Origin of the sequence: Actinoplanes sandaracinus (assembly GCF_030009775.1) — a bacterium.
In the GTDB taxonomy this organism is placed as follows: Bacteria; Actinomycetota; Actinomycetes; order Mycobacteriales; family Micromonosporaceae; genus Actinoplanes; species Actinoplanes sandaracinus.
Genome location: NZ_JASCTH010000002.1, coordinates 239,238 through 265,872, shown reverse-complemented (window position 1 = coordinate 265,872; position 26,635 = coordinate 239,238). Strand labels below are relative to the sequence as shown.

Annotated in this window: 19 protein-coding genes; 13 read left to right on the top strand and 6 right to left on the bottom strand. The window is 69.7% G+C overall.

Translation table 11 applies throughout. The annotated features are described in order from the left end of the window. Window positions 1-72 precede the first annotated feature (72 nt). Entirely contained in the window at window positions 73-453 is a 381-nt protein-coding gene (locus QLQ12_RS03860) for a PH domain-containing protein (protein WP_282757121.1), read from the bottom strand. Window positions 454-674: 221 nt separating this feature from the next. Between QLQ12_RS03860 and QLQ12_RS03855 the strand changes: the two genes are divergently transcribed. After that, entirely contained in the window at window positions 675-3,146 is a 2,472-nt protein-coding gene (locus tag QLQ12_RS03855; RefSeq protein ID WP_282757120.1) for a putative bifunctional diguanylate cyclase/phosphodiesterase, read from the top strand. Between the two features lie 32 nt (window positions 3,147-3,178). On the opposite strand, the gene QLQ12_RS03850 is transcribed toward QLQ12_RS03855, so the two are convergent. Further along, window positions 3,179-4,192, bottom strand: coding sequence for a LacI family DNA-binding transcriptional regulator (locus tag QLQ12_RS03850; RefSeq protein ID WP_282757119.1), 1,014 nt, complete (start codon window positions 4,190-4,192; stop codon window positions 3,179-3,181). 273 nt (window positions 4,193-4,465) lie between these two features. Between QLQ12_RS03850 and QLQ12_RS03845 the strand changes: the two genes are divergently transcribed. From QLQ12_RS03845 to QLQ12_RS03830, 4 genes are all read left to right on the top strand, one after another. Beyond that, a complete protein-coding gene (locus tag QLQ12_RS03845; RefSeq protein ID WP_282757118.1) occupies window positions 4,466-5,752 on the top strand; it encodes an ABC transporter substrate-binding protein in 1,287 nt (428 codons plus the stop codon). 68 nt (window positions 5,753-5,820) lie between these two features. Further along, on the top strand, window positions 5,821-6,801 hold the full coding sequence (locus tag QLQ12_RS03840; protein WP_407651400.1) for a carbohydrate ABC transporter permease: 981 nt from the start codon (window positions 5,821-5,823) through the stop codon (window positions 6,799-6,801). Next, window positions 6,798-7,652: a carbohydrate ABC transporter permease gene (locus QLQ12_RS03835; RefSeq protein ID WP_282757117.1), complete on the top strand. Its 855-nt coding sequence runs from the start codon at window positions 6,798-6,800 to the stop codon at window positions 7,650-7,652. Before QLQ12_RS03840 ends, QLQ12_RS03835 begins: the two co-directional genes overlap by 4 nt. Before the next feature lie 810 nt (window positions 7,653-8,462). Beyond that, complete coding sequence (locus QLQ12_RS03830) at window positions 8,463-9,449, top strand: hypothetical protein (protein ID WP_282757116.1); 987 nt, start codon at window positions 8,463-8,465, stop codon at window positions 9,447-9,449. 564 nt (window positions 9,450-10,013) lie between these two features. Here QLQ12_RS03830 and ilvD read toward each other — a convergent pair. After that, window positions 10,014-11,861 carry a dihydroxy-acid dehydratase gene (gene ilvD / locus QLQ12_RS03825; protein ID WP_282757342.1) on the bottom strand — a complete coding sequence of 616 codons (1,848 nt, stop codon included), beginning with the start codon at window positions 11,859-11,861 and terminating at the stop codon, window positions 10,014-10,016. Window positions 11,862-11,963: 102 nt separating this feature from the next. Between ilvD and QLQ12_RS03820 the strand changes: the two genes are divergently transcribed. From QLQ12_RS03820 to ilvC, 4 genes are all read left to right on the top strand, one after another. Then, window positions 11,964-14,318, top strand: a complete 2,355-nt coding sequence (locus QLQ12_RS03820; protein WP_282757115.1) for a putative bifunctional diguanylate cyclase/phosphodiesterase — start codon at window positions 11,964-11,966, stop codon at window positions 14,316-14,318. A 152-nt stretch (window positions 14,319-14,470) separates the two neighbouring features. Then, window positions 14,471-16,300: an acetolactate synthase large subunit gene (locus QLQ12_RS03815; RefSeq protein WP_282757114.1), complete on the top strand. Its 1,830-nt coding sequence runs from the start codon at window positions 14,471-14,473 to the stop codon at window positions 16,298-16,300. Next, entirely contained in the window at window positions 16,297-16,815 is a 519-nt protein-coding gene (gene ilvN / locus QLQ12_RS03810) for an acetolactate synthase small subunit (protein WP_127543151.1), read from the top strand. The genes QLQ12_RS03815 and ilvN overlap by 4 nt, the downstream gene beginning before the upstream one ends. 47 nt (window positions 16,816-16,862) lie before the next feature. Next, window positions 16,863-17,876 carry a ketol-acid reductoisomerase gene (gene ilvC, locus QLQ12_RS03805; RefSeq protein ID WP_282757113.1) on the top strand — a complete coding sequence of 338 codons (1,014 nt, stop codon included), beginning with the start codon at window positions 16,863-16,865 and terminating at the stop codon, window positions 17,874-17,876. Window positions 17,877-18,020: 144 nt separating this feature from the next. On the opposite strand, the gene QLQ12_RS03800 is transcribed toward ilvC, so the two are convergent. After that, complete coding sequence (locus tag QLQ12_RS03800; RefSeq protein WP_282757112.1) at window positions 18,021-18,371, bottom strand: hypothetical protein; 351 nt, start codon at window positions 18,369-18,371, stop codon at window positions 18,021-18,023. Between the two features lie 394 nt (window positions 18,372-18,765). Here QLQ12_RS03800 and QLQ12_RS03795 point away from each other — a divergent pair, with 394 nt between their 5' ends. The 3 genes from QLQ12_RS03795 (at window position 18,766) to QLQ12_RS03785 (ending at window position 22,679) form a co-directional block, all read left to right on the top strand. Continuing rightward, entirely contained in the window at window positions 18,766-19,791 is a 1,026-nt protein-coding gene (locus QLQ12_RS03795; protein ID WP_282757341.1) for a 3-isopropylmalate dehydrogenase, read from the top strand. A gap of 138 nt (window positions 19,792-19,929) precedes the next feature. Beyond that, window positions 19,930-21,027: a branched-chain amino acid aminotransferase gene (locus QLQ12_RS03790; protein WP_282757111.1), complete on the top strand. Its 1,098-nt coding sequence runs from the start codon at window positions 19,930-19,932 to the stop codon at window positions 21,025-21,027. A 143-nt stretch (window positions 21,028-21,170) separates the two neighbouring features. Continuing rightward, window positions 21,171-22,679: a hypothetical protein gene (locus tag QLQ12_RS03785; RefSeq protein ID WP_282757110.1), complete on the top strand. Its 1,509-nt coding sequence runs from the start codon at window positions 21,171-21,173 to the stop codon at window positions 22,677-22,679. A gap of 47 nt (window positions 22,680-22,726) precedes the next feature. On the opposite strand, the gene QLQ12_RS03780 is transcribed toward QLQ12_RS03785, so the two are convergent. Then, window positions 22,727-23,470: a tyrosine-protein phosphatase gene (locus QLQ12_RS03780; protein ID WP_282757109.1), complete on the bottom strand. Its 744-nt coding sequence runs from the start codon at window positions 23,468-23,470 to the stop codon at window positions 22,727-22,729. 366 nt (window positions 23,471-23,836) lie between these two features. On the opposite strand from QLQ12_RS03780, the gene cimA reads away from it, so the two are divergent. Then, window positions 23,837-25,423, top strand: a complete 1,587-nt coding sequence (gene cimA / locus QLQ12_RS03775) for a citramalate synthase (protein ID WP_282757108.1) — start codon at window positions 23,837-23,839, stop codon at window positions 25,421-25,423. On the opposite strand, the gene thrS is transcribed toward cimA, so the two are convergent. Continuing rightward, window positions 25,390-26,616, bottom strand: coding sequence for a threonine--tRNA ligase (gene thrS / locus QLQ12_RS03770; RefSeq protein WP_282757107.1), 1,227 nt, complete (start codon window positions 26,614-26,616; stop codon window positions 25,390-25,392). The two genes, cimA and thrS, sit on opposite strands and share 34 nt — an antisense overlap. Window positions 26,617-26,635: the final 19 nt, after the last annotated feature.

Below are 26,635 nucleotides of genomic sequence, written 5' to 3'. Positions count from 1 at the left end.
GCGGAACAGCACGACCCGACCCCCTTCGGTCCTATGCCGACCAGGGTAGCCGTGCGGTCTGACAGAACCGGCTCATTGATGGTCGCCTGCGGCGACCGGATGGCCGCTGGCCTGGAGCACCAGGGGCAGGTTGTCCCGGGTGACACCGGTGAGGCGGATGACGTTGCCGTTGTCGAGCAGGGCCGAGACCCGGCCCCGCTCATCAGGGGCGAGCTCGGCGATCCGGCCGAACGGCACCCGGCTGCCGCCGATGAGGGCGCGGACGCGCAGCTCGCCGGGGTAGACGTCGGTGCCGGCCCGCCACGTCCAGGCGAGGACGGCGATCGGGATCAGCAGCAGCGGGGTCCGTGCCCAGGAGGAGCCGGCGATCGGGATCGTGCCGACGAGCCCGATCAACGCGGCGACCAGGACGGCGCCGGACTTGCGAACACGGAGGACGGGATGATCGCTCACGTACCCATTCTTCCACCCGGAGCGGCGATCGGTCGTGCCGGACCCGGGGCACCCGGCGCCGGGTTGACCGTCATCGCTGGATGGTCGACGATCCGATGGTGGGACGGCGACACGCCGTGCCGTAACCCGATCCGGGGACCGTCGTTGACCCGGTGCACTTCCCTCTTGCTCCCGCCCCGCATCCCGGGTCGCTCCGGGGTCAGAAAGCAGAGGAATCGTCGATGGTCGCCGTACTGCTCGCGTGGGCGATCGGCGTCACCGGCCTGTGCGCGGGTGCCGTCCTGATCCGTACCGCTCTGGCGATCCACCGTGCCGAGGGCGCGTTCGTGTCCTGCCGGGGCGCCGGATTCGTCGGACTGGGCGCCCTGGTCACGGCGATCACCGGTCTGGTCCCGTGGTGGGCGCCGGAGGACCGGGCCGGCTGGCTCACCGCGGGCCTGGCCGTGGCCGCCGTCTGTTTCGTGGCCGGCACGTCGCTGCTGCCCGGGGCGGCGAGCACCTGGGCGGTGCGGTTGCGGCGCGCGTACGACGGGGCCGCCCTCGGTGTGAGCCTGGGCTTCGCGATCTACCTGGTCCCGGCGGCGTCGAGCCGTCCCGAGGTGGTGCCGGCGCTGCTGATCGCGGCGGGCGGGATCGCCGTCGTCACGGTGATCGTGTTGCGCGCCCGTCCCCGTCCGCCGGGGGCCCTGTGGTGTGGCGCCGGTTCGGTGTTGGTCATGCTGGGCCTGAGCACTCTGGCGATCGGGGCGTCCGGACCGGTGTCGCCGGCCGCCGGGCTCCTCGTGGTGGCCGGCCTCAGCGCCTCGGCGATGGGCGGTTCCCGCCGTGATCTGCCACTGCCGCCGCTGGCGCCCCGCCACCCGGATCAGTACCTGGCGAGCTATCCGCTGCTGGCGGTGCCGGCCGCGGTGGGCGTGATCGCCGCGATCTGGCACCTGCTCACCGTCGACGAGTTCGAGACCGAGGCGATCGTCTTCGGTCTGGTGATGGTCAGTGTGCTGGTCGTCCGGGAACTGCTCGTGGTCCGCGACATCCGCCGCTACGCGGGCCGGCTGCGGGTCGCCGAGGCGCACTTCCGCTCTCTGGTGGCCGGTGCCACCGACCTCACCCTGGTGCTCGACGAGCGGCTCACGGTCCAGTGGCAGTCGCCGGCGGCGGCCCGCCTCTTCGGGCTCCGCGACCAGGAGGTGATCGGCCGGGACTTCCACGACCTGCTGCACCCCGACGACGCGGCGGACGCGCGGGCGGTGATCGGGTCGGTGCTCGCCGGTGAGCACGATGACGGCCCTCCGGTGCTGGTCAACGCCCGGGTCCGCGACGGCGCGCGGCTCTGGCGGGACACCGAGTCGACCATCTCGGATCTGCGCGGTGTCCCCGAGGTCGCGGCGCTTGTCGTACACGTCCGCGATGTGGGTGAACGCCGTCATCTGGAGCGGACCCTGCACCGGCTGTCCTACCTGGACCAGCTGACCGGCCTGGCGAATCGCCGGGCCCTGATGCGGGATCTGCTCGCTCTGCGCCGCCGGGCCGGGCAGCACGGCACGCTGCTGGTGATCGATCTGCACGGGCTCGCCGAGATCAACGACACCCGGGGGCGGGAGGTCGGGGACGCCGTGCTGATCGAGGTCGCCCGGCGGCTGCGCGCCCTGATCGGCGCCGAGGACGTCGCCGCGCGGCTGGCCGGCGACGAGTTCGCGGTGCTCACCACCGATTCGGCGGTTCCGGCGTACGCCCTGGCGAGCCGCATCGTGACCGCCCTGGGCGAGCCGTACGCGCTGCCCGGCACCACCGCCGTCCTGCACACCAGCGTGGGCCTGGCCGAGCTGGCCGGCGGCGCCGACTCCGACGAGGTGCTGCGGCACGCCGACCTGGCCCGGCAGCGGGCCCGCCAACTCGGGCGGGACCGGGTCGAGTGGTACGACCCGGATGTCGAGATCCAGCTGCACCGCCGGATGGAACTGGAGCAGCAGCTTCTCGGCGCGGCCGGGCGCGGCGAACTGGACCTGGTCTTTCAGCCGGTGTCGTGGCTGGGCGACGGCCGCCCGGCCGGGGTCGAGGCGCTGCTGCGCTGGCGGCATCCCGAGCTGGGCACGATCCTGCCGGAGGAGTTGCTGCCGATCGCGGCCTCGCTGGGGATCACCGCCGAGCTGGACGAGTGGGTGCTCGACGAGGCCTGTCACCACCTGGTCACCTGGTCGCTGAACGACGAGTTCTGGCTCTCCGTCAACGTGGGCCCGCGTGAGCTGCTGACCGCCCGTTTCCCGGAGCGGGTCCAGGCGACCCTGAGCCGGCACGGCCTGGCCCCGGAACGCCTGGTCGTCGAGGTGGCCGAGACCTGGATCGCCGAGGACGTGCCGGCTGTCGTGGCCGCTCTCGCCGGGTTGCGCAAGCTGGGGGTGCGCGCCGCTCTGGACGACTTCGGGTCCGGGCAGACCTCGCTGTCGCACCTGCGCCGGCTGCCGGTGGACATGCTGAAACTCAGCCCGTCACTGGCGACCGACCCGTCGGTGATGCAGGTGGTGGTGAGTCTCGGCCGCCGGCTGGGACTGGAGATCGTCGCCAAGAACCTGGAGACGCCGGAGGACATCGCCCGCGCGACCGAGGCCGGTTGCCGGTACGGCCAGGGGTTCGCTCTCGGTCATCCGGGCCCGGCGGAACGCGTCGAGGCATACCTCGACAGCCACCGAAGCTGAGGCAGCCACCGAAGCTGAGACGGCCGTTGAGGTCAGCGCGGCGGGGCGGTGCTGCCGCGCGGGGTGAGGTGAACCCGCCCGGCCTCGACGTTGCCGACTTTCCGGCCGTCGATGGCGTTGAGGAGCTCCAGCGCGGCCTGTGCGCCGTACGCCGAGATGTCCCGGCTGAGTGCGGTGAGCGGTGGGTGGACCAGGCTGCACAGGGGCGAGTCGTCCCAGGCCACGATCGACAGGTCGCCGGGGACGGAGAGCCCCATCTCCTGGGCGACGGCCAGGCCGGCGACGGCCATCACGTCGTTGTCGTAGATGATCGCGGTGGGCCGGTCGCCGCCGATCAGCAGCCGCCGGGTGGCCCGGCTGCCCTCCTCGCCGGTGTAGTCGGCCGGGATGGTCCTCGCGTGGTCCAGCCCCAGTGACGCGCAGACCGTCTCGAAGGCTTTCGTCCGGTTCTGGGTGTGCAGCAGGTCGGAGACGCCGCTGACCCGGGCGATCCGGTGGTGGCCGAGGGCGACCAGGTAGCGGACGGCTTCGGTGATGGCGCCGGCGTCGTCGGACCAGATCTGCGCGATCGACCCGGTCTCGCCGGGGCCGCCGATCACCACGGCCGGGAGCTGGAGCTGCTGCAGGACGGGGATGCGGATGTCGTCCTTGCGGATGTCGGTGACGATGACGCCGTCGATCCGGCGTTCCCCCCACCACCGGCGGTAGACCTCGATCTCCTCTTCGGGAGTGGCCACCACCTGGAGGGTCAGAGCGTAGGACCGGGCGCCGAGCTCGGCTTCGAAACCGCTGATCAGTCCCATGAACCAGGGCTCGATGCCGAGGAGTTTGGCGGGCCGGCACAGCGTGAGGCCGACGGCGCGTGCGCGAGCGCCGGAGAGCGCCCGGGCCGCGCTGTTGGCGTTGAACCCGATCTCTTCGGCGATCGACAGGATCCGCTTGCGCGTCGCCTCGGAGACGCCTGGCTGGCCGTTCAGCGCATATGACACGGCGCCTTTGGACACGCCCGCCCGCCGTGCGATGTCGGCGATCGTGGGCCGCTTCACTCAGTCTCCTCTGTCCCCACTGATGCCGAGCTTATCGGGCGCCGGATGGTGGGCCGTCGGACTCCCTCGACAACCGTCCCCTGCTTGATCGGTTAAGTGTTACGGCACACTGCAGGCGATGTAAACCCATCGATTTGTTCACGCCCGAAAAATCCGGCTTGCTACACACTGGGAGCGCGCCCGTAGCCCGCTATTGACAGGGATGAAAGCCCGGCTTACGGTTCCCAGAACTTACCCGGTTCAGTGATGCGCATCTCCTTGCGGAGGAATGACATGGAACATTTCGGACGTCGCGGCCTGCGTGTGGGTGCCGCCGGCCTCGCCGCTGCGTTGGCCATAACGGGTTGTAGCGGTCAGGCGCTGGAGGGCAACAACAACACCACCGCCGAGGGCGGCCAGGTCACCCTGAAGGTCAACTTCTGGGGTGACATGGGCCTGGACAAGCTGAAGGCCAAGTACGAGGCCGCCAACCCCAACGTCAAGATCGTGCTGAACACGGGCGAGTACAACGCCCAGCACGAGGACCTGCAGAAGAAGCTGGTCGCGGGCTCTGGCGCGCCGGACATCTCGGCTGTCGACGAGGGTTTCATCGTCCAGTTCCGCAGCCAGGCCGACCAGTTCGTCAATCTGACCGACAAGGGCGCCGGCGCGCTCGAGTCGAAGTACCTGCCCTGGAAGTGGCAGGCCTCGAAGTCCACCTCCGGCCAGCAGATCGGCCTCGGCACGGACGTCGGCGGTCTGGCCATGTGCTACCGCACCGACCTGTTCAAGGCGGCCGGCCTGCCCACCGACCGTGAGTCGGTCAGCAAGCTGTGGCCCACCTGGGACGCGTTCCTGGAGACCGGCAAGACCTACACCTCGAAGTCGAACAAGAAGTTCCTCGACTCCGGTACGAACCTGTTCAACCCGGTCCTCTCGCAGCAGCCGGTCGGCTTCTACAACGAGCAGGAGCAGCTCCAGATGGACGGCGGCCCGAAGGTCGCGTTCGACATCGCCACGAAGGCCCTCGACGCCGGCATCTCCGCCAACCTGGCCAGCTTCCAGCCGAACTGGGACCAGGGCTTCACCAAGGACCAGTTCGCCGTCCTCGCCTGCCCGGCGTGGATGCTCGGCCACATCCAGAAGACCGCGCCGGACCAGGCGGGCAAGTGGGACATCGCCACGATCCCGGGTGGCGGCGGCAACTGGGGCGGCTCCTGGTGGACCATCCCCAAGCAGGGCAAGAACGTCGATGCGGCGTACAAGTTCGTCGAGTGGCTGATCCAGCCGGAGCAGCAGATCGAGGTCTTCAAGACGGTCGGCAACCTGCCCTCGCAGCCGGCGCTCTACAAGGACCCCGCGGTGCTGGACTACAAGAAGGAGTTCTTCACCAACGCGCCGACCGGCCAGATCTTCGCCTCCACCGCGGAGAACCTGAAGCCGCAGTATCTCGGCAAGAAGAACGGCCCCACCCGCGTGGCCGTGGAGAACGTGATCAACCGGGTCGGCCAGGGCGGCATCAAGTCGGCTGACGCCTGGGCCGAGGCGGTCAAGGAAGCCGAGAAGGCCGCCAAGTCCTGATCCGTTTCCTTCGCAACGGCGGGGTGGCCACGGCCGCCCCGCCGTCCGGCCCGTAAGAGGAGTTTGTCGTGTCGCTCACCGACGTTCGCGCGGTGCGGACCGAGGAGCCGAAGCCCGCGCCGCCGAACGGCGCGAAGTTCTGGCTCTACCGTTTCGACACCAAGACCGTGCCCTACCTGCTGATCGCGCCGTTCTTCATCCTGTTCGCGATCTTCGGGCTGTTCCCTCTCATCTTCAACGCGGTGGTGTCACTGCGCCACTGGCGGCTCGACGACCCGACGCTCACCGGCTGGGCCGGCATGGAGAACTTCACCAAGCTGGTGGACGACTCCGACTTCTGGGACTCGCTGCTCAACACGTTCGGCATCTTCATCCTCTCCACCGTTCCGCAGCTGCTCATCGCGCTGATGCTGGCGAACCTGCTGAACCGCAAGCTGCGCGGCGCCACCTTCTGGCGGATCGGCGTGCTGCTGCCGTACGTCACCCCCGTCGCGGCCTCGACCCTGGTCTTCGCTGTCTTCTTCAGCCGCGACTACGGCCTCGCCAACTGGTTCCTGTCGCTCGTCGGTTTCGGCGAGGAACAGCCGCTCGACTGGCGCGCCTCCACATGGAGCAGCTGGATGGCCATCGCCGTCATGGTCAACTGGAAGTGGATCGGCTACAACGCGCTGCTCTACCTGTCGGCGATGCAGGCCATCCCGAAGGACGTCTATGAGGCCGCCGCGGTCGACGGCGCCGGCCCGTGGCGCCAGCTGTGGAAGATCACCGTGCCGATGATCCAGCCGGTCGTCCTCTTCACCGTCATCCTCTCCACCATCGGCGGGCTGCAGCTCTTCAACGAGCCGATGCTCTTCGACGAGAACCCGGCGCTCGCCAACGGCGGTTACGACCACCAGTGGCGCACCATCGCGCAGCTCATCTATAAGGTCGGCTGGCGCGACCTCGACCTCGGGTACGCCGCCGCGATGAGCTGGGCGCTGTTCCTGATCATTCTGGTTGTGGCCGCGGTGAACGCGATCGCCACCCGGCGCCTGGGAGGCGGAAAGTGAGCACCCGCCTGTTGAGCCGCGCGCCTCAGGACACTCCGGGAACGTGGAAGTCCTACCTCGGGCTGACCGCGATCCTGCTGGTGTCGGCGTTCCCGGTCTACTGGATGTTCGTCATCGCCACCAGCTCCGACGAGGCGGTGATGAAGTCGCCGCCGTCGGTGGTCCCCGGCGACCAGTTCCTGGCCAACCTGCGTGAAGTCTTCGGCATGCAGGACGTCTACTTCACCGCGTCATTGATCAACAGCCTGATCGTGGCGCTCGCGGTCACCGCGTCGACATTGTTCTTCTGCTCGCTGGCCGGGTTCGCCTTCGCGAAGCTGCGTTTCAAGGGCAACAACATCCTGATGTTCGTAGTGATCCTGACGCTGACCGTGCCCAACCAGCTCGGCGTGGTCGCCCTCTACATCCTGATGGGCAAGCTCGGCTGGAACGGAACGCTCCTCGCGGTCATCGCGCCCGGCCTGGTCAGCGCGTTCGGCGTCTTCTACATGCGGCAGTTCATCGGTCACGCGATCCCCGACGAGCTGGTCGAGGCGGCCCGCATCGACGGCGCGCTGACGCTGCGGATCTACTGGACCGTCGTGGTCCCGGCGATCCGTCCCGCTCTAGCCGTCCTCGGGCTGCTCACCTTCGTGGCCACCTGGAACGACTTCCAGTGGCCGCTGATCACGCTGAACGGCACCGATTTCCCGACCTCGATGGTGGCCCTCTCCGACCTGGCGAGCGGCAACTATGTGATCTATCGCCGGGTGCTGGCCGGTGCCTTCGTCGCCACCGTTCCGCTGGTCATCCTGCTGCTCGTCGGCGGACGTCAGCTGGTCCGCGGCATCATGGAGGGCGCGCTCAAGTAACGCCGTCCCGTTCAACAGGTTGACGTCCGCGATCAAGCGGGTTGACGTTTCCCGATCAACGGGGATGACGTCCCCGCTCAACATGTTGAGTCCAGTCAACACGTCATGTCCACCCATCAAGTCAACCCGTCAAGCCAAGAGGCCACGTTGAGGGTATCACGCCAGGCGGGCCCGTCCACCGCTTGCGGTGGACGGGCCTCGCCCTTTCAACCCTCTTGTCGTACGACTACCCCGACCCCGAACACACACGGACGGTTCCCAACCTCCGGCGGCTGACGGCCTCGCCTCTTCTCCCGACTCCCACAGCGGAATCCAGACCCGTGTTCGGGTGGATTCGGGTGGGTGTCGTGTTCGGGTGGATTCGGGTGGGTGTCGTGTTCGGGTGGGCTCGGGTGGGCGTCGTGTTCGCGTGGGCTCGGGTGGGCGTCGTGCTCGGGCGGGCCTCGCTTCCGGGTGGAGTCAGTCGGACCAGCGGTCGTCCTGCCAGGGTGTGCCGTCGAGCCGCCCGAACCGGTGGCACTCGCCGAATCGGAGTCGCCGCACGCGGTGGACGGCCATTGTGGCCGGTCCCTACGCTGGGGACCTGCGGACTCCGGCCTCCGAAAGGGCTGAGCGGCAATGGCCAATTCCCGGAAGCGTTCCCGTCCCCATCCGCACCGACCCTCCGCGCCGGCTCGGCCACCCGGCCCCGCGGTTCCCGATCTGCCGGTTCAGCAGTCGCCCGCGCGGCAGCCGGGGCGGTCCGCCCTCGAAGCGCCCGAGTATCCAACCTCCGGGCGGACGGCGCCTGAGGAGGTGGCTTCCGGGCGGGTGGCGGCTGAGGAGGTGGCTCTCGAGCGCGCGGCGCCCGAGCGGCAGGGCGCATCCGGTCCCGATCGTGCGGTCGATGACCTGACTCAGTGGCTCGAAGGCGGCGCCAGCGGCCGCGAATCCTCGAAGATCTCGACGCGAGAACTGGTGGCGCTCGGGTCCGCCCTACTCCTGCTGCTCTTTCTGATCAAGATCTACGGCGTCGGCCGTTATTCGCTGACCACGACGACCGCACTGCTCGCGGCCACCCCGGTGCAGGTCGCGCTCGGCACGGTCACCATCTACGCCTACTACGTGCTCCCGGCGATCGCCCTGGGTACACTGTGGTTCGCGGTCCGGTTCCGCGCCCGCATCCAGCCGGCGCTCTGGCCCCTGATCCTGATCGTCTCCACCGTCACGGCATTGGCGTCACCGTTCAGATATCTGCTTCGCGGCCTCGCGGTGGTCTTGGCCGCCCTGTGTGTGGAACTGGTCATCCGGCACTTCCGGCACCGCTGGCGTGACTCAGCCGACGAGAACCTGATCCGACGCTATCGGAAGCTGACCGGCTGGCAGGGCCTGTCCGTCGTCTACCTGGGCGCCGCCGCCCTCGCGTTCCAGTTCATGCACAGCCTCGACGCCCCATGGGTGTCGGCTCAGGCGTTCCTGCTCAACACCACGGCCGTGCCGGCGACCCAGAACCTGACCGACGGCGTCAACCGTCTCCAGGTGATCCCGGAGAGCCGCTTCGTCGGCTATCCCATCGCCGAGTCCGAGGAGTGGCTGACAGTTCTGCACGCCGATACCCGCTACGTCATGCGCATCCCGCAGTCTGCCGTGGACACTCGCCTGACCTGCCACAACGAGAACGACCAACTGGCCGGTGACCGCCCGCTACTGGACGCTCTGAGGGGCCAGACCTACAGCTCACCGAACCTGGACTGCCGCGAGGTCGTGCGCTACCTCAACCGCAAGCTCCCCGGCCAGCCCCTGCCGACCTGGAACTGACGCCCACCCCTGAACTCCCGCAGCTCGCGGCTGGTCACCCGGACCGGAGCAGTGAACCACCCACTGCCGGTGACGCAGGCCCGTCCACCAGCCCGGTCGAGGCAGAGCCCACGGCAAGCCGCCGAACCCATCTACCGGAGCCCAGAACACGCGCCACGGCTGGTGGGGTGGGCCGTCGCGTGGGCGTCTTCCGGGCGGGGTTGGGGTGCGCGGGCGCCTGTCGGGCGAGGGTTGGGGTGCGCGGGCGCCTGTCGGGCGAGGGTTGGCGTGGGCGGGCGACGGCTGGCGGGTGGGCCGTAGCGCGGGCGCCTGTCGGGCGAGGGTTGGCCTGCGTGGGCTACCGCTCGGGGCTGGGGTGGGGCCGGTTCCGGCGGGCGGCGTAGCCGGTGAGTGGGGATCCGCCCGAGAGGCGCGGCAGGGCCGGAGCCGCGGCGACGTCGCGTGGTAGCGCGCGACGGGGTGGTGCGGTGGGGGAGTCGTGGCCGTACCCCGATGGGCTTGTGGTTGACAGAGGCCGGCGGATGGGGTGAGCCATCCGCCGGCCTCCGTCGCCGTGCTGAAGGGTTACTCGGGGACGCGGCGGTAGGCGCCGTCGCTGGCGCTGGTGGCCATCGAGGCGTAGGCGCGCAGCGCCGCCGAGACCGGCCGCTGCCGGTCGGCCGGGGTGTACGGCTTCGGCCGGCGTTCCTGTTCGTGCCGGCGCTGGGCCAGCACGTCGTCGTGGACGTTGAGGGTGATGCTGCGGCCGGGGATGTCGATGGTGATCTCGTCGCCGGTCTCGACGAGGGAGATCAGGCCGCCGGCGGCCGCCTCCGGCGAGACGTGGCCGATGGAGAGGCCGCTGGTGCCGCCGGAGAACCGGCCGTCGGTGATCAGCGCGCACGCTTTGCCGAGGCCGCGGCCTTTCAGGAAGCTGGTCGGGTAGAGCATCTCCTGCATGCCGGGGCCTCCGCGCGGGCCCTCGTAGCGGATGACCACGACGTCGCCTTCGACGACCTCTTTGCCCAGGATGCCGGTGACGGCGTCGTCCTGCGACTCGTAGACGCGGGCCGGGCCGGTGAACTTCCAGATCGACTCGTCGACGCCGGCGGTCTTGACGACGCAGCCGTCGGGGGCGAGGTTGCCGAAGAGGATGGCGAGGCCGCCGTCGACGGTGTAGGCGTGCTCGACCGAGCGGATGCAGCCGCCCTCGGCGTCGGTGTCGAGTTTCCCCCAGCGGTTCTGCGTGCTGAACGGCTCGACGGTGCGGACCCCGCCGGGCGCGGCGTGGAACAGTTCCAGCGCCTCGGGCGCGGGCGAACCGCCGCGGATGTCCCACTTGTCGAGCCAGGAGGCGAGGTCGGGGGAGTGCACGGCGCGCACGGCGGGACGAAGCGCGCCGCCGCGGTTGAGCTCACCCAGGAGCGCGGGGATGCCGCCGGCCCGGTGCACGTCCTCCATGTGGTATTTCGGGCTGTTCGGCGCCACTTTCGACAGGCAGGGCACCCGGCGGGAGATGGCGTCGATGTCGGAGACGCTGAAGTCGAGCTCCGCCTCGCGGGCCGCGGCCAGCAGGTGCAGGATCGTGTTGGTGGAGCCGCCCATCGCCACGTCCAGGGCCACCGCGTTCTCGAAGGCGTCGCGGTTGGCGATCGAGCGCGGCAGCACCGACTCGTCGTCCTTCTCGTAGTAGTCCCTGGCGATCTCGACGATCAGCCGGCCGGCCTCTTCGAAGAGGGCCTTGCGGGAGGCGTGCGTGGCCAGCGTCGAGCCGTTGCCGGGCAGCGACAGGCCGATCGCCTCGGTCAGGCAGTTCATCGAGTTGGCGGTGAACATGCCGGAGCACGAGCCGCACGTGGGGCAGGCGGAGCGCTCGATCGTGTCGAGCTGCTCGTCGGTGACGTTGTCGTTGGCCGCGGCGCTCATCGCGTCGACCAGGTCGAGCTTCTCGTGGACGATGCCCTCGATGGCGATCGTCTTGCCGGCTTCCATCGGGCCGCCGGAGACGAAGACCGTCGGGATGTTGAGCCGCAGCGCGGCGATCAGCATGCCGGGTGTGATCTTGTCGCAGTTCGAGATGCAGACCAGGGCGTCGGCGCAGTGCGCGTTGACCATGTACTCGACGGCGTCGGCGATCAGTTCGCGACTGGGCAGCGAGTAGAGCATGCCGCCGTGGCCCATGGCGATGCCGTCGTCGACGGCGATGGTGTTGAACTCGCGCCCGATCCCGCCGGCCTTGAAGATCGATTCGGCGACGAGCCCACCCATGTCCTTGAGGTGCACGTGTCCGGGTACGAACTGGGTGTAGCTGTTGGCGATGGCGACGATCGGCTTGCCGAAGTCGTCGTCGGTCATACCGGTGGCGCGCCACAGGGCGCGCGCGCCGGCCATCGTCCGGCCGTGTGTCGAGGTCCGGGAGCGCAGCTCAGGCATGCCACCCATAGTGCCACTGTCCAGGCCGTCCACCACGGCGGACGTCCACAGCTCGGGACGCATGGGGTGTCATAAATCCCGGACATCCGGCACAGTGTGTCAGTGCACTCACCGTCGGGTATGGATCTGGCGGGCCTCATCGGCCTGCTCGTCGCCGTCCCGGCGGTCGCCTACCTGGGCCAGTCCGGCCGCCGGCACACCGGCGCCGCCCGGCGGGCGCATCTGCTGCTCGCCGCCGGTGGCGCGATCGCCACCGGCGCCGCGCTCGCCGGCCTGGTCACCGCGCTGATCACCGGGCACCACGACGTTCCCGGGCACACCCGCGCGCTGGCCACCGCGGTCGCCGTCGGCATGGGGATCGGCACGCTGACCCTGCTGGCCGGCACGGTGGCGCTGCCGGGCGCGGCCAGCAGCCCGGCCGCGGCGGTCCGGCACCTGCTGGACGGCCTGGTCATCGCGGCGGCCGTCTGGTTCGTCGGCTGGGTGCTGATCAGCCGGCCGACCCGGATCCTCGGCGACGCGACGCCGAACCGATGTCTCGCGATCCTGCTGCCGGCCCTGCTGATGGTGCTCGCCCTGGGCCTGACCGCGGTGCTGACGCTGCACGCCCACCGGCCGCGGCGGCACACCGTGCGGGTGGCGGCCGGGGTCACCGTGGTGGCAGCGGGGGCGAACGTGCTGGCCATCGGCATCTGCCGGGAGAACGAGGGTTTCACCCTGGCCAGCGGCCTGCTGCTGACGGCGGGGCTGACCCTGGTGGCGTGGGCGGTGCGGGCCGCCGACCGGCCGGTCGAGGTGTCCGGGGACGTGCTGGAGCGCGGCGCGGCCTACGTGGTGATGCCGATGGTCGCCATGATCGTCGCCCTCGGCTATCACCTGGCCCGCGGCGGGGCGATGGACGTGCTCGGCTATCTGGGCGTCAGCGTGGTGGGCCTGGCCCTGGTGGCCCGGCAATACCTGGCTCTCGGTGATGTGCGGCGCTACACGATGCGGCTGCGGCAGAGTGAGGCGCATTTTCGTGAGCTGGCACACACCGACCCGCTGACCGGGCTGGCCAACCGGCGCGGCCTGCAGGAGGCGCTGCGGGACGAGCCGTCGAAAGCCGCGTTGATCGGCATCGACATGGACGGGTTCAAGAGCGTCAACGACCTGCGCGGCCACGACGTCGGTGACGCCGTGCTGGCCGAGGTGGGCGCCCGGCTGCGGCGCAACCTGCTGGCCGGCGACGTGGCGGCGCGTCTCGGCGGCGACGAGTTCGCGGTGCTGATGCGCGGCGACACGGACGAGGCGGTGCTCGCGGCGCACCGGCTGCTCGCGGTTCTGGGCGAGCCCTACGAGGTGGACGGCGGCTCGATCTTCCTCTCCGCGAGCCTGGGCGTGGCCGCCACCGGCGAGCTGCTGCACGACGCCGACCTCGCGCTGCGCTACGCCAAGCAGCGCGGCAAGAACCGGGTGGAGAGCTACCAGCACGAGTACGACGAGTTGCTGCGCCGCAGAGGCATCCTGACCGGCGAGCTGCGTCACGCGATCGACCGCAACCAGCTCCACCTGGTGTTCCAGCCGGTGGTGGCGCTGCCGTCGATGCGCCCGCTCGGCGGCGAGGCGCTGCTGCGGTGGACGCATCCGGAGCTGGGCCGGGTCGCGCCGGTCGAGTTCATCCCGGTGGCCGAGGAGTCCGGCCTGATCAACCGGATCGGCGCCTGGGTGCTGGAGCAGGCCTGCAAGCAGCTCGCCGAGTGGCTGGCGAACGGGCACGACATCTGGCTGTCGGTGAACCTGTCGCCGAAGGAGCTGCACAACTCCGACTACGCCGCTCAGGTCGCCGACGTGCTGGCCGAGTACGGCGTACCCCCGCAGCGCCTGGTCCTGGAGGTGACCGAGCACGCCGTCGCCACTGACATGGAGGAGCTGGTCCGCAGGCTCGCCGAGTTGCGCGAGACGGGCGTGCGGATCGCGCTGGACGACTTCGGGGCCGGCTATTCCTCGCTGACCCAGCTGCGCACCCTTCCGGTCGACATCCTGAAGATCGACCACGCGCTGGTGGCGGAGCCCGAGTCACGGACCGGGACGGCGGCGCCGCTGGTCGACGTGGTGGTCCGGCTCGGGCACCGGCTCGGCCTGGAGGTGCTGGCCGAGGGGATCGGCACGCCGGCCCAGCGGGAGGTCGTCGAGGAGGCCGGCTGCCGGCTGGGTCAGGGCTCGTTGTTCGGGTGGGGTGTGCCGGCCGAGCACTTCGAGTCGCGGCTGTTGTCGTCGCGCCCGTCGGGCGCCCGCCCGCTTCCTCAGCCGCGGCGGAAGTCGTCGAGCGACGCACCGGCCCGCAGCCAGGTGGTCCGCCTCGGGCCGGGAATGCGGCAGGTCAGAGCGTTGCTGCCGAGCGATCCTGATTTCGCCACCGCGGCCCGTGATCAAAATATGGGATCAGTTGACTCAGGCCGTGAGATGGGGCAAGGTTAGCCGCATGTGCTTCGCGTCCCGAGTACTTATCTGAGCGCACTCCTCCGGCCAACGGAGAGTGCGCTAGGTCCCGTGCATCTGCACGTGGGCCTTTTTTGTTGCTCAAGACACGGATCAGCACCGGACGCCAACCCGAAAAGGTCTGAACTGCGATGACGAGACCCACTCCTGAATCCCTCGCACACCGAGCCACTCCAGCCACCGTCGCGGCGGCCGTGAACACCGCTCCGATCAGCGTGGCCCCGGTAGCCACCACCGGTGCCGGCGCGCTCGTCCGGTCGCTCGAGGCGCTCGGGGTCGAGGTCGCGTTCGGCATTCCGGGCGGGGCGATCCTTCCGGCGTACGACCCGCTGTTCGACTCGAAGGTGCGGCACATCCTGGTCCGCCACGAGCAGGGCGCCGGCCACGCCGCGACCGGTTACGCGCAGGCCACCGGCAAGGTGGGGGTCTGCATCGCGACCAGCGGCCCGGGCGCCACGAACCTGGTGACGCCGATCGCCGACGCGTACATGGACTCGGTGCCGATCGTCGCGATCACCGGGCAGGTCGGCCGTCCGTACATCGGGACGGACGCCTTCCAGGAGGCCGACATCCAGGGCATCACCCTGCCGATCACCAAGCACAACTTCCTGGTCCAGACGCCGGAGGAGCTGCCCCGGATCATGGCCGAGGCGTTCCACCTGGCGTCCAGCGGCCGTCCCGGCCCGGTCCTGGTGGACATCCCGAAGGACGTGCTGCAGGCGCAGACCGTCTTCGCCTGGCCGCCGACCCTGGACCTGCCCGGCTACCGCCCGACCCTGCACCCGCACGGCAAGCAGATCCGCGAGGCGGCCCGCCTGATCGCCGCGGCCAAGCGCCCGGTGCTGTACGTGGGCGGCGGCGTCCACAAGGCCGGGGCCACCGACGGCCTGCGCAAGCTGGCCGAGCTGACCGGCATCCCGGTGGTGACCACGCTGATGGGCATCGGCGCGTTCCCCGACTCGCACCCGCAGCACCTGGGCATGCCCGGCATGCACGGCACGGTTCCCGCGGTCTACGCGATGCAGAAGTCGGACCTGCTGGTCACTCTCGGCGCCCGCTTCGACGACCGGGTCACCGGCCAGCTCGACTCGTTCGCGCCGGACGCCAAGATCGTGCACGCCGACATCGATCCGGCGGAGATCGGCAAGAACCGGCACGCGGACGTCCCGATCGTCGGCGACGCCCGGCACGTGATCGACGAGCTGATCGCGGCGGTCTCGGCCACCGCGGCCGGCACCGAGCAGTACGCGGCCTGGTGGTCGACGCTGAACGACATCCGTGACCGTTACCCGATCGGCTACGACGAGCCGACCGACGGCACCCTGGCCCCGCAGTACGTGATCGAGCGGCTGGGCGCGCTGGTCGGGCCGGACGCGATCTACTGCGCGGGCGTCGGTCAGCACCAGATGTGGGCCTCCCAGTTCATCAAGTACGAGAAGCCGGGCACCTGGCTCAACTCGGGCGGCGCCGGCACGATGGGCTACGCGGTCCCGGCCGCGATGGGCGCCAAGGTCGCGAAGCCGGACACCACGGTGTGGGCGATCGACGGCGACGGCTGCTTCCAGATGACCAACCAGGAGCTGGCCACCTGCGCCCTGGAGGGCATCCCGATCAAGGTCGCCCTCATCAACAACGGCAACCTGGGCATGGTCCGGCAGTGGCAGACCCTGTTCTACGACGGCCGCTACTCGAACACCGAGCTGGGCACGCACAAGCACCGGATCCCGGACTTCGTGAAGCTGGCCGAGGCGCTCGGCTGCATCGGCCTGCGGTGTGAGTCGAAGGACGACGTCGACAAGATCATCCAGCAGGCCATGGAGATCAACGACGCCCCGGTGGTCATCGACTTCACGGTCGGCAAGGACGCCATGGTGTGGCCGATGGTCGCGGCCGGCACCAGCAACGACGAGATCATGTTCGCCCGGGACGTGCGCCCGACGTTCGAGGAGGACGACCTGTGACCAACAAACACACGCTGTCGGTGCTGGTCGAGAACAAGCCGGGTGTGCTCGCCCGGGTGAGCGGACTGTTCTCCCGGCGCAGCTTCAACATCGACTCCCTGGCGGTCGGCGAGACGGAGAACCCGGACGTCAGCCGCATCACGATCGTGGTCAACGCCGACTCTTCTCCTCTGGAGCAGGTCACCAAGCAGCTCAACAAGCTGGTGAACGTCCTGAAGATCGTGGAACTGGACCCGGCGCAGTCGGTCCAGCGTGAGCTCCTGCTGGTCAAGGTGCGCGCCGACCGGGCGCAGCGCAGCCAGGTGCTCGAGACCGTCGAGCTGTTCCGGGCGCGAGTGATCGACGTCGCTCCGGACACCCTGACGATCGAGGCGACCGGTAATCCCGACAAACTGGATGCACTGCTGCGCGACCTCGAGCCGTACGGCATCAAGGAGATGGTGCAGTCGGGCCTCGTGGCCATCGGCCGCGGTTCCCGCTCCATCACCACAGGCCCCGCGCTCCGCGCCGCCTGAGTCCCCCAGCGCCGCCTGAGTTAGTAAAACGAGAGAAGAAGGAAGTCATGACCGCGGAAGTGTTCTACGACGGCGACGCCGACCTGTCGATCATCCAGGGCAAGAAGGTCGCCGTCATCGGCTACGGCAGCCAGGGCCACGCCCACTCGCTGTCGCTGCGCGACTCCGGCGTCGAGGTCGTGGTGGGCCTGCAGGAGGGCTCGAAGAGCCGCTCGAAGGCCGAGGAGCAGGGCCTCACCGTGAAGACCCCGGCCGAGGCCTCCGCCTGGGCCGACGTGATCATGGTGCTGGCGCCGGACACCGCGCAGCGCAAGATCTACACCGAGTCGATCGCCCCGAACCTGACCGCCGGCAAGGCGCTCTTCTTCGGCCACGGCCTGAACATCCGCTTCGAGCTGATCAAGCCGCCCGCGGACGTCACCGTCGCGATGGTCGCCCCGAAGGGCCCCGGCCACCTGGTCCGCCGCCAGTACGTGGACGGCAAGGGTGTCCCCGCCCTGGTGGCGGTCGAGCAGGACCCGACCGGCGCCGGCCTCGCGCTCGCCCTGTCGTACGCGAAGGCGATCGGCGGCACCCGCGCCGGCGTCATCAAGACGACGTTCAAGGAGGAGACCGAGACCGACCTCTTCGGCGAGCAGGCCGTCCTCTGTGGCGGCACGGCAGCGCTGGTGCAGACCGGTTTCGAGGTGCTCACCGAGGCCGGTTACGCCCCGGAGATCGCCTACTTCGAGTGCCTGCACGAGCTCAAGCTGATCGTCGACCTGATGTACGAGGGCGGCATTTCCCGGATGCGGTACAGCGTCTCGGACACCGCCGAGTTCGGTGACTACGTCTCCGGCCCCCGCGTGATCAACGCGGAGACCAAGAAGGAGATGCAGGCGATCCTCGCCGACATCCAGTCCGGCGAGTTCACCCGCCGTCTGATCTCCGACGACGAGGCCGGCGCGCCGGAGCTCAAGAAGTACCGCGAGCAGGGCGCCGAGCACCCGATCGAGATCACCGGCAAGAAGCTGCGCGGCATGATGAGCTGGGTGGACCGGCCCATCACCGAGACCGCCTGATCCACCGCGGGTGTGGCACGGATCGGGCAGCGCTTCTCGAGGCGCTGCCCGATCTGTGGTCGCCGGGGACCTCACCGAACGGGTGACGGTCGAGGTGCGTGGCGCGTTGCCGGACGGATCGGGCGTGGTCGGCCTGCCAGCGGATCAGAAGGCCCGGTACACCGACCCGTCCTGGAGGTCGAGCAGGTCGAGGCGGAAGTGTCCGGCGTACCTCTCGATCGTCTCCAGCACCACGTCCGGGCAGTTCTCGTCGAGCCGCATGTGGATGTGGTCGGCTTCGGCGTGCAGCGGCGCGCTGGCCCATGGCGATCCAGACGCGCCGAGATGCGGCCCACGGTCCGGATAATGGCTGGTCAGGGCGTCGTAGAAGGCGACGACGCGGGGGTCGGCGGGGCGTCGGGGATGCTCGCCGCGGACGCAGCGGGCATTGGCGGCCCGGACCGCTTCCGGTTCGGCCGTCTGGCCCATGGCCCACACCACTAGGTCGAAACTCACCGGCGCATGGTGCCATCACCGCCGCGTCCCGCGACGAACCGTATCCCCGACACGCTGGTGTGCGGCTTGCGCGTCATTAGTCCGTCTCGCTAGCGTTGTCCTGACCGCACGTCCTGAACGGGCCTGTCTTCGGGTGATGGTGTCCGTCCCCGGGGCGAGCGGTGAGTATTCCGGCGGGACTTCTCGTCGCTACAGCCCCCGTGACCGTTTGCCGCGGTCCCGGGGGCTGTTCGCATTCGAGAGCATCCGAGATGCGTCCGAGAGCATCCGGAGCATCCGAACCAGCGTTGCGTCTGAACCAGCGTTCATTTGGTGGGACTGTCGTTCCGTTGATCGGGACAGGCGAGTAGCCTGGCCGGGGTTGACCGGACGTGTTGGGGGAATTGACGTGAGCGTGGCGCGGATCGCGGTTGTCGGCGGCGACGGCATCGGTACCGAGGTGACCGCGCAGGCCCGCAAGGTCATCGACGTCGTCCTCCCCGGAGTCGACTACAACGAGTACGACCTGGGCGCCCGCCTCTACCACCGCACCGGCGAGGTCCTGCCGGCGACGGTGCAGGGCGAGCTGGCCGGCCACGACGCCATCCTGCTGGGCGCCATCGGCGACCCGAGCGTCGCGCCGGGCATCCTGGAGCGCGGCCTGCTGCTGAAGCTCCGCTTCGACTTCGATCAGTATGTGAACCTCCGCCCGTCCAAGCTGTGGCCGGGCACCACCAGCCCGCTCGCCGGCGTCAAGCCCGGTGAGATCGACATGGTCGTGGTCCGCGAGGGCACCGAGGGCCTCTACGTCGGCGCCGGCGGCGTCCTGCACAAGGACACCCCCGCCGAGATCGCCACCGAGGAGAGCCTGAACACCCGGCACGGTGTCGAGCGGGTCATCCGTGACGCGTTCTCCCGCGCGCAGCGCCGCGACCGCCGCCACGTCACCCTGGTCCACAAGACCAACGTGCTGACCCACGCCGGCAACCTGTGGTCCCGTGCCTTCGCCGCCGTCGCCTCGGAGTTCCCCGAGGTCACCACGGAGTACCAGCACATCGACGCCGCCAGCATGTTCATGGTCAGCAACCCGCAGCGCTTCGACGTCGTGGTGACCGACAACCTCTTCGGTGACATCCTCACCGACATCGCCGCCGCCGTGACCGGTGGCATCGGCATGGCCGCCAGCGGCTCCGTCAACCCGGAGCGGGTCTACCCGTCGACGTTCGAGCCCGTGCACGGCTCCGCGCCGGACATCGCCGGCAAGGGCATCGCCGACCCGGCCGCGGCCATTCTCTCCGCCGCCCTGCTGCTGGAGCACCTGGGCAAGCTCGACGAGGCCCGGCGAGTAACCGAGGCGGTCGCGGCCGAGGTCGCGTCCCGGGCCCCGGGCGCGCCGCTGCGTACCGCCGAGGTCGGCGACCGCGTCGCCGCCGCCGTCTGAGCGACGCCACACCGAGCCCTTCGGGGCTTCGTCACCCGCGGTCATTGTGTTAACGACCGTTCGGGGTAAATTCATGGGGCACTGCGGGTGCCCCCACGCATGCTTCGATTCTGTCTGCAGAAAGCAGGTCTACTTGCCATGAGCGGTGGTGACAACCTCGATTTCGAGATCCGTCCGAACCCGGCACCCGTCAGCGACGCGGACCGTCAGGCCGCGCTGGCCAGCCCCGGTTTCGGCCGAATCTTCACCGACCACATGGTCACTGTGCGCTACGCCGACGGTAAGGGTTGGTACGAACCTCGCGTCGAGGCCCGCGCGCCGATCCCGATGGACCCGGCCAGCGCCGTGCTGCACTACGCCCAGGAGATCTTCGAGGGCTTGAAGGCGTACACGCTGCCCGACGGTGGTGTCGCGATGTTCCGGCCGGACGCCAACGCGGCCCGGTTCAACCAGTCCGCCCAGCGCATGGCGATGCCGGCGCTCCCGGTGGAGACGTTCCTCCGCTCCCTGCACGAGATCATCTCGATCGACCGGAAGTGGATTCCGGAAGATCCCGAGGGCAGCCTCTACCTGCGCCCGTTCGCCTACGCGAGCGAGGTCTTCCTCGGTGTCCGCCCCGCGAACGAGTACCTCTACCTGGTCATCGCCTCCCCGGTGGGTCCGTACTTCTCCGGCGGCGTCAAGCCGGTCAGCATCTGGGTGACGCCCGACTTCACCCGGGCCGCTCCCGGTGGCACCGGCGCGGCCAAGTGCGGCGGCAACTACGCCGCCGGTCTCTCCGCGCAGGCCGAGGCCTCCGAGCACGGCTGCGACCAGGTCGTCTACCTGGACGCGGTGGAGCGGAAGTACATCGACGAGCTGGGCGGCATGAATGTCTTCCTCGTCCTCGACGACGGGAACCTGATCACGCCGCCGCTGACCGGCACCATCCTGCCCGGCATCACCCGCGATTCGGTGATCAAGCTGGCCGAGCGGGCCGGCCGCCGTGTCGAGGAGCGCCCGATCAGCCTGGAGGAGTGGCGTGAGGGCGCCGCCTCCGGCCGGGTCCGCGAGGCGTTCGCCTGCGGCACCGCCGCCGTGATCACTCCGATCGGCGTGATCAAGAGTGAGGACGGCGACTTCACCGTCGCCGACGGCGGTCCCGGCGAGGTCACCATGGGCCTGCGCAAGGAGCTGGTCGACATCCAGCGCGGCCGCGCCGAAGACCCCTTCGGCTGGGTCCACCGCGTCCTCTAGATCAAAACCTTTCTCCGGTACGGGTGGGAGCCACCACAAACGCTCCCACCCCGTCTCGTGGCCCCCCCGCGACGTCACCCGCCTCTCGGCGCGCCGCGCGCCTATCGGCTGAGGCGGGTGGTTGCTGATCGGACACGGAGCATGTGCATGCGTGGATACGGGACCACGCGGAAATCCGACTTTTTCTATGCTGCGGGCTCCTGATCTTCGGACCGTTCCCGGGAGGAACCCCGCATGCACCGCCCCTCGGCACGGCGTCCACCTACAAGCTGTCCGGTGACCTTCCCGGTGTCAGCCTGGCGAATCCCGCGCAGCTCGGGGAGTGCGAGAGCACGTCACCGACCGAGTTGGTCTGCTCCACCCCGTTCGACGTCGACCTCGGCCCGGACTTCGACTGGATCTCGCTCGAGGCCGATCTGAAGGCGACCGGCAACGCCGTGGCCGGGTCGACCGGCAAGGTGACGGCGACACTCGCCGCCAAGGACGTCGCGCCGGTCAGCACCAGCGCGACGGTCGAGGTCGCCGAGAGCGTCGACCTGGCCGCCGGTGAGTCCATCGAGATCAGCGCCAAGCCGGGCAGTGCCTTCGACGCCCGGTCGACGGTGACCAACAAGAGCACCAAGGTCGTCACCGGCGCTGGTGTCTTCGGCTACACCGACTATGCGTTCGAGGTCGCCGAGCGGTTCTCGAACTGTGAATACCGCGGCAAGGTCGTGGGCTGCCTCTTCACCGAGGATCTGGAAGCCGGTGTTACCTACGGCGTCGACCTGCCGTTCCGGCTGCGCAAGGACACCGCGGCCCCGGGCAGGAGCGCCGTCCAGTTCCAGTGGATGACCGCTGCCGACTATGCCAAGGCCGCCGACCGGCTGGCCGCCGGCTCCCGGAAGGCCGCCGAGGGCGCGAAGCTGCGGCTGGTCCCGGTGAGCGCCGCCAAGGCGCGGGTTGCCCAGACCGACTCCAAGCCGGACGACAACTGGCAGGAGTTCAGCGTGCGGGCGACCGGGGCGCAGGGCGTCGACCTCGCCGCGGTGGGCGCGAAGGCGTCCGGCGCGGCCGGTTCCACGGTCACCGTCCGGGTCGGCGTGCGCAACAACGGCCCGGCGGCGCTGGACTCCGGCCAAGACCGCGGTCAGGAGAGCATCGCCATCGTCACGGTGCCGACCGGTACGACGGTCACCACCATCCCGATGGGTTGCTACCTCGCCAGAGGCAACGTGGTGAAGACCGATCCGCAGGCGGAGCAGTACGTCTGCTACGGCGGCACCGTGCGCCCCGTGGGTGAGACCGTCAGCTGGGAGTTCGGGCTGCGTATCGACAAGGTCGTCGCGGACGCCAAGGGCCGGATCGAGTCCAACCCGGCGTGCGAGTGCTCGCGTTTCGATCAGGACATCGACAAGTCGAACGACAAGGCCGAAATCGTGATCAACCCATCCGGGGCGGAGCCCGGCACGGGCGGCAACGGTGGCAACGGCGGTAGCGGTGACGCCGACGGCAACGGCGGGACCGGCGGCGAGTCCGGCGGTGAGGGCGGTGGCCTGCCGATCACCGGCCCGCAGGGAACGGCGATCGCCGGCGTCGGCGTGCTGCTCGTGGCGGCCGGTGCGGCCGGCTTCGTGATCGCCCGCAAGCGGCGCACCCGGTTCGAGGTCTGACCTTCTTCGCACGGATGGGCGGGCTCCGGCCCGCCCATCCGCATGTCTCAGGGCTGCAGCAGGTGGGAGCGCAGTGAGGCGAGCTGGTCGTCGGTGACGCCGATGTCCCTGGCGTACGACTCGACCGAGCCGTGCAGCGCGCGCAGGTCGTCGAGGAACATGTGCATCGCCTCGGCGGGCGAGTCGAACATGTGCTCGTTGCCGTTGACCGACTCGGGGCTGGTCCGGAGCAGGTACTCGGTGAGCGGGCGCATCGCCTCGGTGGTCAGCGCGTAGTCGGCGGCGATGTCCTCATCGGACACCCCGAGCAGGGACAGCGTCAGAGCGCAGACCGTGCCGGTCCGGTCCTTCCCGGCCATGCAGTGCACGACGACGGGCGCCGCCACCGGGTCGGCGATCAGGCGCAGCGAGTCGGCGATGCCCTCGCGGCCGTCCTCGGCGAAGTTCAGGTAGCGGTCGGCCAGCCAGCGCTCGCGCCCCGTCTCGCCGGGCTGTTCGATGCCGTCCCAGTCGACGTGCCGGACCACCAGGTTGTGGTAGTCGACGCCGCAGTCGTCGGCGACCCGGCCGAATTTCTCGACCTCGAACGGGCGCCGGAGGTCGATCACCGTGCGGACGCCGAGCGCGGCGAAGGCCTCGGCGTCGCCGTCCTGGATGCGGTGCAGCGAGTCGGCCCGGAACAACCGCCGCCAGCGGACCCGCCGCCCGTCCAGTCCGGCGTAGCCGCCGACGTCACGGAAGTTGTAGGCCTTCGAGAAGGGCAGGTTTCGCGAATACGATTCAGCCACCACGCCCTTAACCTATCCTCCGGGGTCGATCGCCCGATCCCGGAGGAGCGCGGTCACGCACCGTTCGCGCGCGCGGTGGAGCCGATCGGCGAAGTCTCCCGACCGAACGCCAGGACCGGGGGATTGGCCCTGGCGTTCATCCGATCGGGATCCGCCGGCCGGGTGGCGCGCCGCGCGTACCGTCTCAGCTTTTGGATTTGTGGTCTCACCGGGCGCCCGGCGTGGCATGCTCACAACCGTGACCCACTCCGTGCTGATTATTCGCACCTGGCGCGCCGGCTGACCTCATCGCCGACGCGCAGACCTCCCGCATCCGCGGGGGGTCTTTTTGTTGTGAGTGGTGGGTGACCAATCGAAAGGACTTCCCCGATGGACTACCAGGTGTTCGACACGACGCTGCGTGATGGCGGACAACGCGAGGGAATCAGCTACACGGTCGCCGACAAACTCGCCGTCGCACGCCTGCTGGACGAGTTCGGGGTGGGCTTCATCGAGGGCGGCTGGCCGGGCGCCATGCCCAAGGACACCGAGTTCTTCGCACGGGCGAAGACCGAACTGGACCTGCGGCACGCGGTCCTGGTCGCTTTCGGGGCCACCCGCAAGGCAGGCGTCGACGTCGCTGAGGACGCGCAGGTCAAAGCCCTCATCGACGCGGGTACGCCGGTGGTCTGCGTGGTCGCGAAGTCGGACATCCGGCACGTGGAGCGGGCGCTGCGCACCACCGGCGACGAGAATCTGGCGATGGTCCGGGACACCGTGCGGCACCTGGTCGCCAACGGGCGGCGCGCGTTCGTCGACTGTGAGCACTTCTTCGACGGCTTCCGCTACGACCCGGCGTACACGGCGAGTGTCGTGACGGCCGCCATCGAGGCGGGCGCCGAGCGGGTGGTCATGTGTGACACCAACGGCGGCATGCTCCCGTCGATGATCACCAAGGCGATCGAGGAGGTCGTCGCCCGGACCGGCGTGACCCCGGACCGGCTCGGCATCCACTGCCAGAACGACACCGCCTGCGCGGTCGCCAACACCATCGCCGCGGTCGAGGCCGGCGTCGAGCACTTCCAGTGCACCGCCAACGGGTACGGCGAACGCCCCGGCAACGCCGACCTGTTCGCCGTCGTCAGCAACCTGCAACTCAAGCTCGGGCTGAAAGTCCTACCGGACGGATGCCTGGAGAAGGCGACGCGGGTCTCCACCGCGCTCGCCGAGATCGCCAACATCGCCCCCGACACCCACCAGGCCTACGTCGGGGCCGCGGCATTCGCTCACAAGGCGGGGCTGCACGCGAGCGCGATCAAAGTGGATCCGCTGCTCTACAACCACGTCGACCCGTCGGTGGTGGGCAACGACATGCGGATCCTGGTAACCGAGATGGCCGGCCGGGCCAGCATCGAGCTCAAGAGCCGTGAGCTCGGGCTGGACCTGGCCGGCCACCCGGACACCTTGACCGCCGTGACCCGCAAGGTCAAGGACCTGGAAGCGGGCGGCTGGTCGTTCGAGGCCGCCGACGCGTCCTTCGAGCTGCTGGTCCGCGGCGAACTGCCCGGCGCCGATCTGGCACGGCCGTTCACCCTGGAGTCGTACCGGGTGCTGGTCGAGCACCGGGAGGACGGCACGGTCATCTCCGAGGGCACCGTCAAGGTGCGCGTCCGTGGCGAGCGGGTGATCGCCACGGCCGAGGGCAACGGCCCGGTCAACGCCCTCGACGAGGCGTTGCGCAGCGCCCTCCAGAACCACTATCCGCAGCTGAAGACGTTCGAGCTGTCCGACTTCAAGGTGCGGATCCTGGAGGGCAGCCACGGCACCAATGCGATCACCCGGGTGCTGCTGGAGACCAGCGATCGCAACCGCGAATGGACCACGGTCGGCGTGCACGAGAACATCGTCGAGGCCAGCTGGACGGCCCTCGTCGATGCCCTCACCTACGGGTTGGCGCGTACCTCCGCTCCCGCCTGATCCTGTCCCCTGCTCCGGGCGGCGGCTCTGATCGATGCGATCGCCGCCGCCCCCGGCATCGGATCCAGGCGTCGCCCGTCCCGCAGCCGCAGCGCCACCTGCCGCTCGGCGGCTTCCCGGGCGCCGATCACCGCGATGTACGGAACCCTCCGGCACTTGCGGATCCGGGCGCCGACCGAGCCGTCGTGCAGGACCTCCACACGCAGGTCGGCGGCCTCGGCGGCGAACTCCCGGGCCGCGGCGTCCTGATCGGCGCCGACCGGCAGCACCGCGAGCTGAACCGGGGCATACCAGACCGGGAACGCGCCCTCGTGCACCTCGATCAGGTGCCCGAACAGCCGCTCCATCGAGCCGGCCAGGCTGCGGTGCACCATGACCGGCCGGTCCCGCCCGCCGCTCGCGTTCACGTACCCCAGCTTGAACCGCTCCGGCTGGTGGTAGTCGACCTGAACGGTGGCGAGGGTCCACTCCCGGCCGGAGGGATCGGCCACCTGCACGTCGATCTTCGGGCCGTAGAACGCCGCCTCGCCCGCCGCCTCCACGTACGCGACCTTCGCGTCGGCCAGCGCGCCACGCAGCAGCGCCTCGGCCCGTGCCCACACGGCGTCGTCCCCGCCGTACCTCTTTCCCGGCCCGCGCAACGACAACCGGTAGGAGACCGCGCCCATGCCGAGGACCGCGTGCGCCTGGCGCATCAGCCCCAGCACCCCGGCCACCTCGGCGCCCGCCTGATCCTCCGCGCAGAAGATGTGGGCGTCGTTGAGCAGGATCGACCGCACCCGGGACAGGCCGCCGAGGACGCCCGAACGTTCCGCCCGGTACATCGGCCCCAACTCGGCGATCCGCAACGGCAGGTCACGGTACGACCTGCCGCGCGCGGAGAAGATCAGAGCGTGATGCGGGCAGAGACTGGGCCGCAGAACCAGCTCGTCATCACCGACCCGCATCGGCGGGAACATGTCGTCGGCGAAGTTCGACCAGTGGCCGGACAATTCGTACATCTTCCGTCTGCCCAGCGCCGGCGAATAGACGTGCCGGTACCCGGCGCGGCGCTCCAGGTCGTACAGAAAGGACTCGACCTCGTGGCGGGCGGCCGCGCCACCCGGCAGCCAGAACGGCAGGCCGGCGCCGATCAGCGGGTCGGAGTCGAACAGGTCCAGCTCGCGGCCGAGCTTGCGGTGATCAACAGGCATCGTGGGTCTCCTTCGCGGT

Bases quoted from the DNA above. Each gene is read 5' to 3' on its own strand.
- QLQ12_RS03855 (WP_282757120.1), top strand. From the start codon at position 675: ATGGTCGCCGTACTGCTCGCGTGGGCGATCGGCGTCACCGGCCTGTGC.
- QLQ12_RS03845 (WP_282757118.1), top strand. From the start codon at position 4,466: ATGGAACATTTCGGACGTCGCGGCCTGCGTGTGGGTGCCGCCGGCCTC.
- ilvD (WP_282757342.1), bottom strand. From the start codon at position 11,861: ATGCCTGAGCTGCGCTCCCGGACCTCGACACACGGCCGGACGATGGCC.
- QLQ12_RS03815 (WP_282757114.1), top strand. From the start codon at position 14,471: ATGACGAGACCCACTCCTGAATCCCTCGCACACCGAGCCACTCCAGCC.
- ilvC (WP_282757113.1), top strand. From the start codon at position 16,863: ATGACCGCGGAAGTGTTCTACGACGGCGACGCCGACCTGTCGATCATC.
- QLQ12_RS03790 (WP_282757111.1), top strand. From the start codon at position 19,930: ATGAGCGGTGGTGACAACCTCGATTTCGAGATCCGTCCGAACCCGGCA.
- cimA (WP_282757108.1), top strand. From the start codon at position 23,837: ATGGACTACCAGGTGTTCGACACGACGCTGCGTGATGGCGGACAACGC.
- thrS (WP_282757107.1), bottom strand. From the start codon at position 26,616: ATGCCTGTTGATCACCGCAAGCTCGGCCGCGAGCTGGACCTGTTCGAC.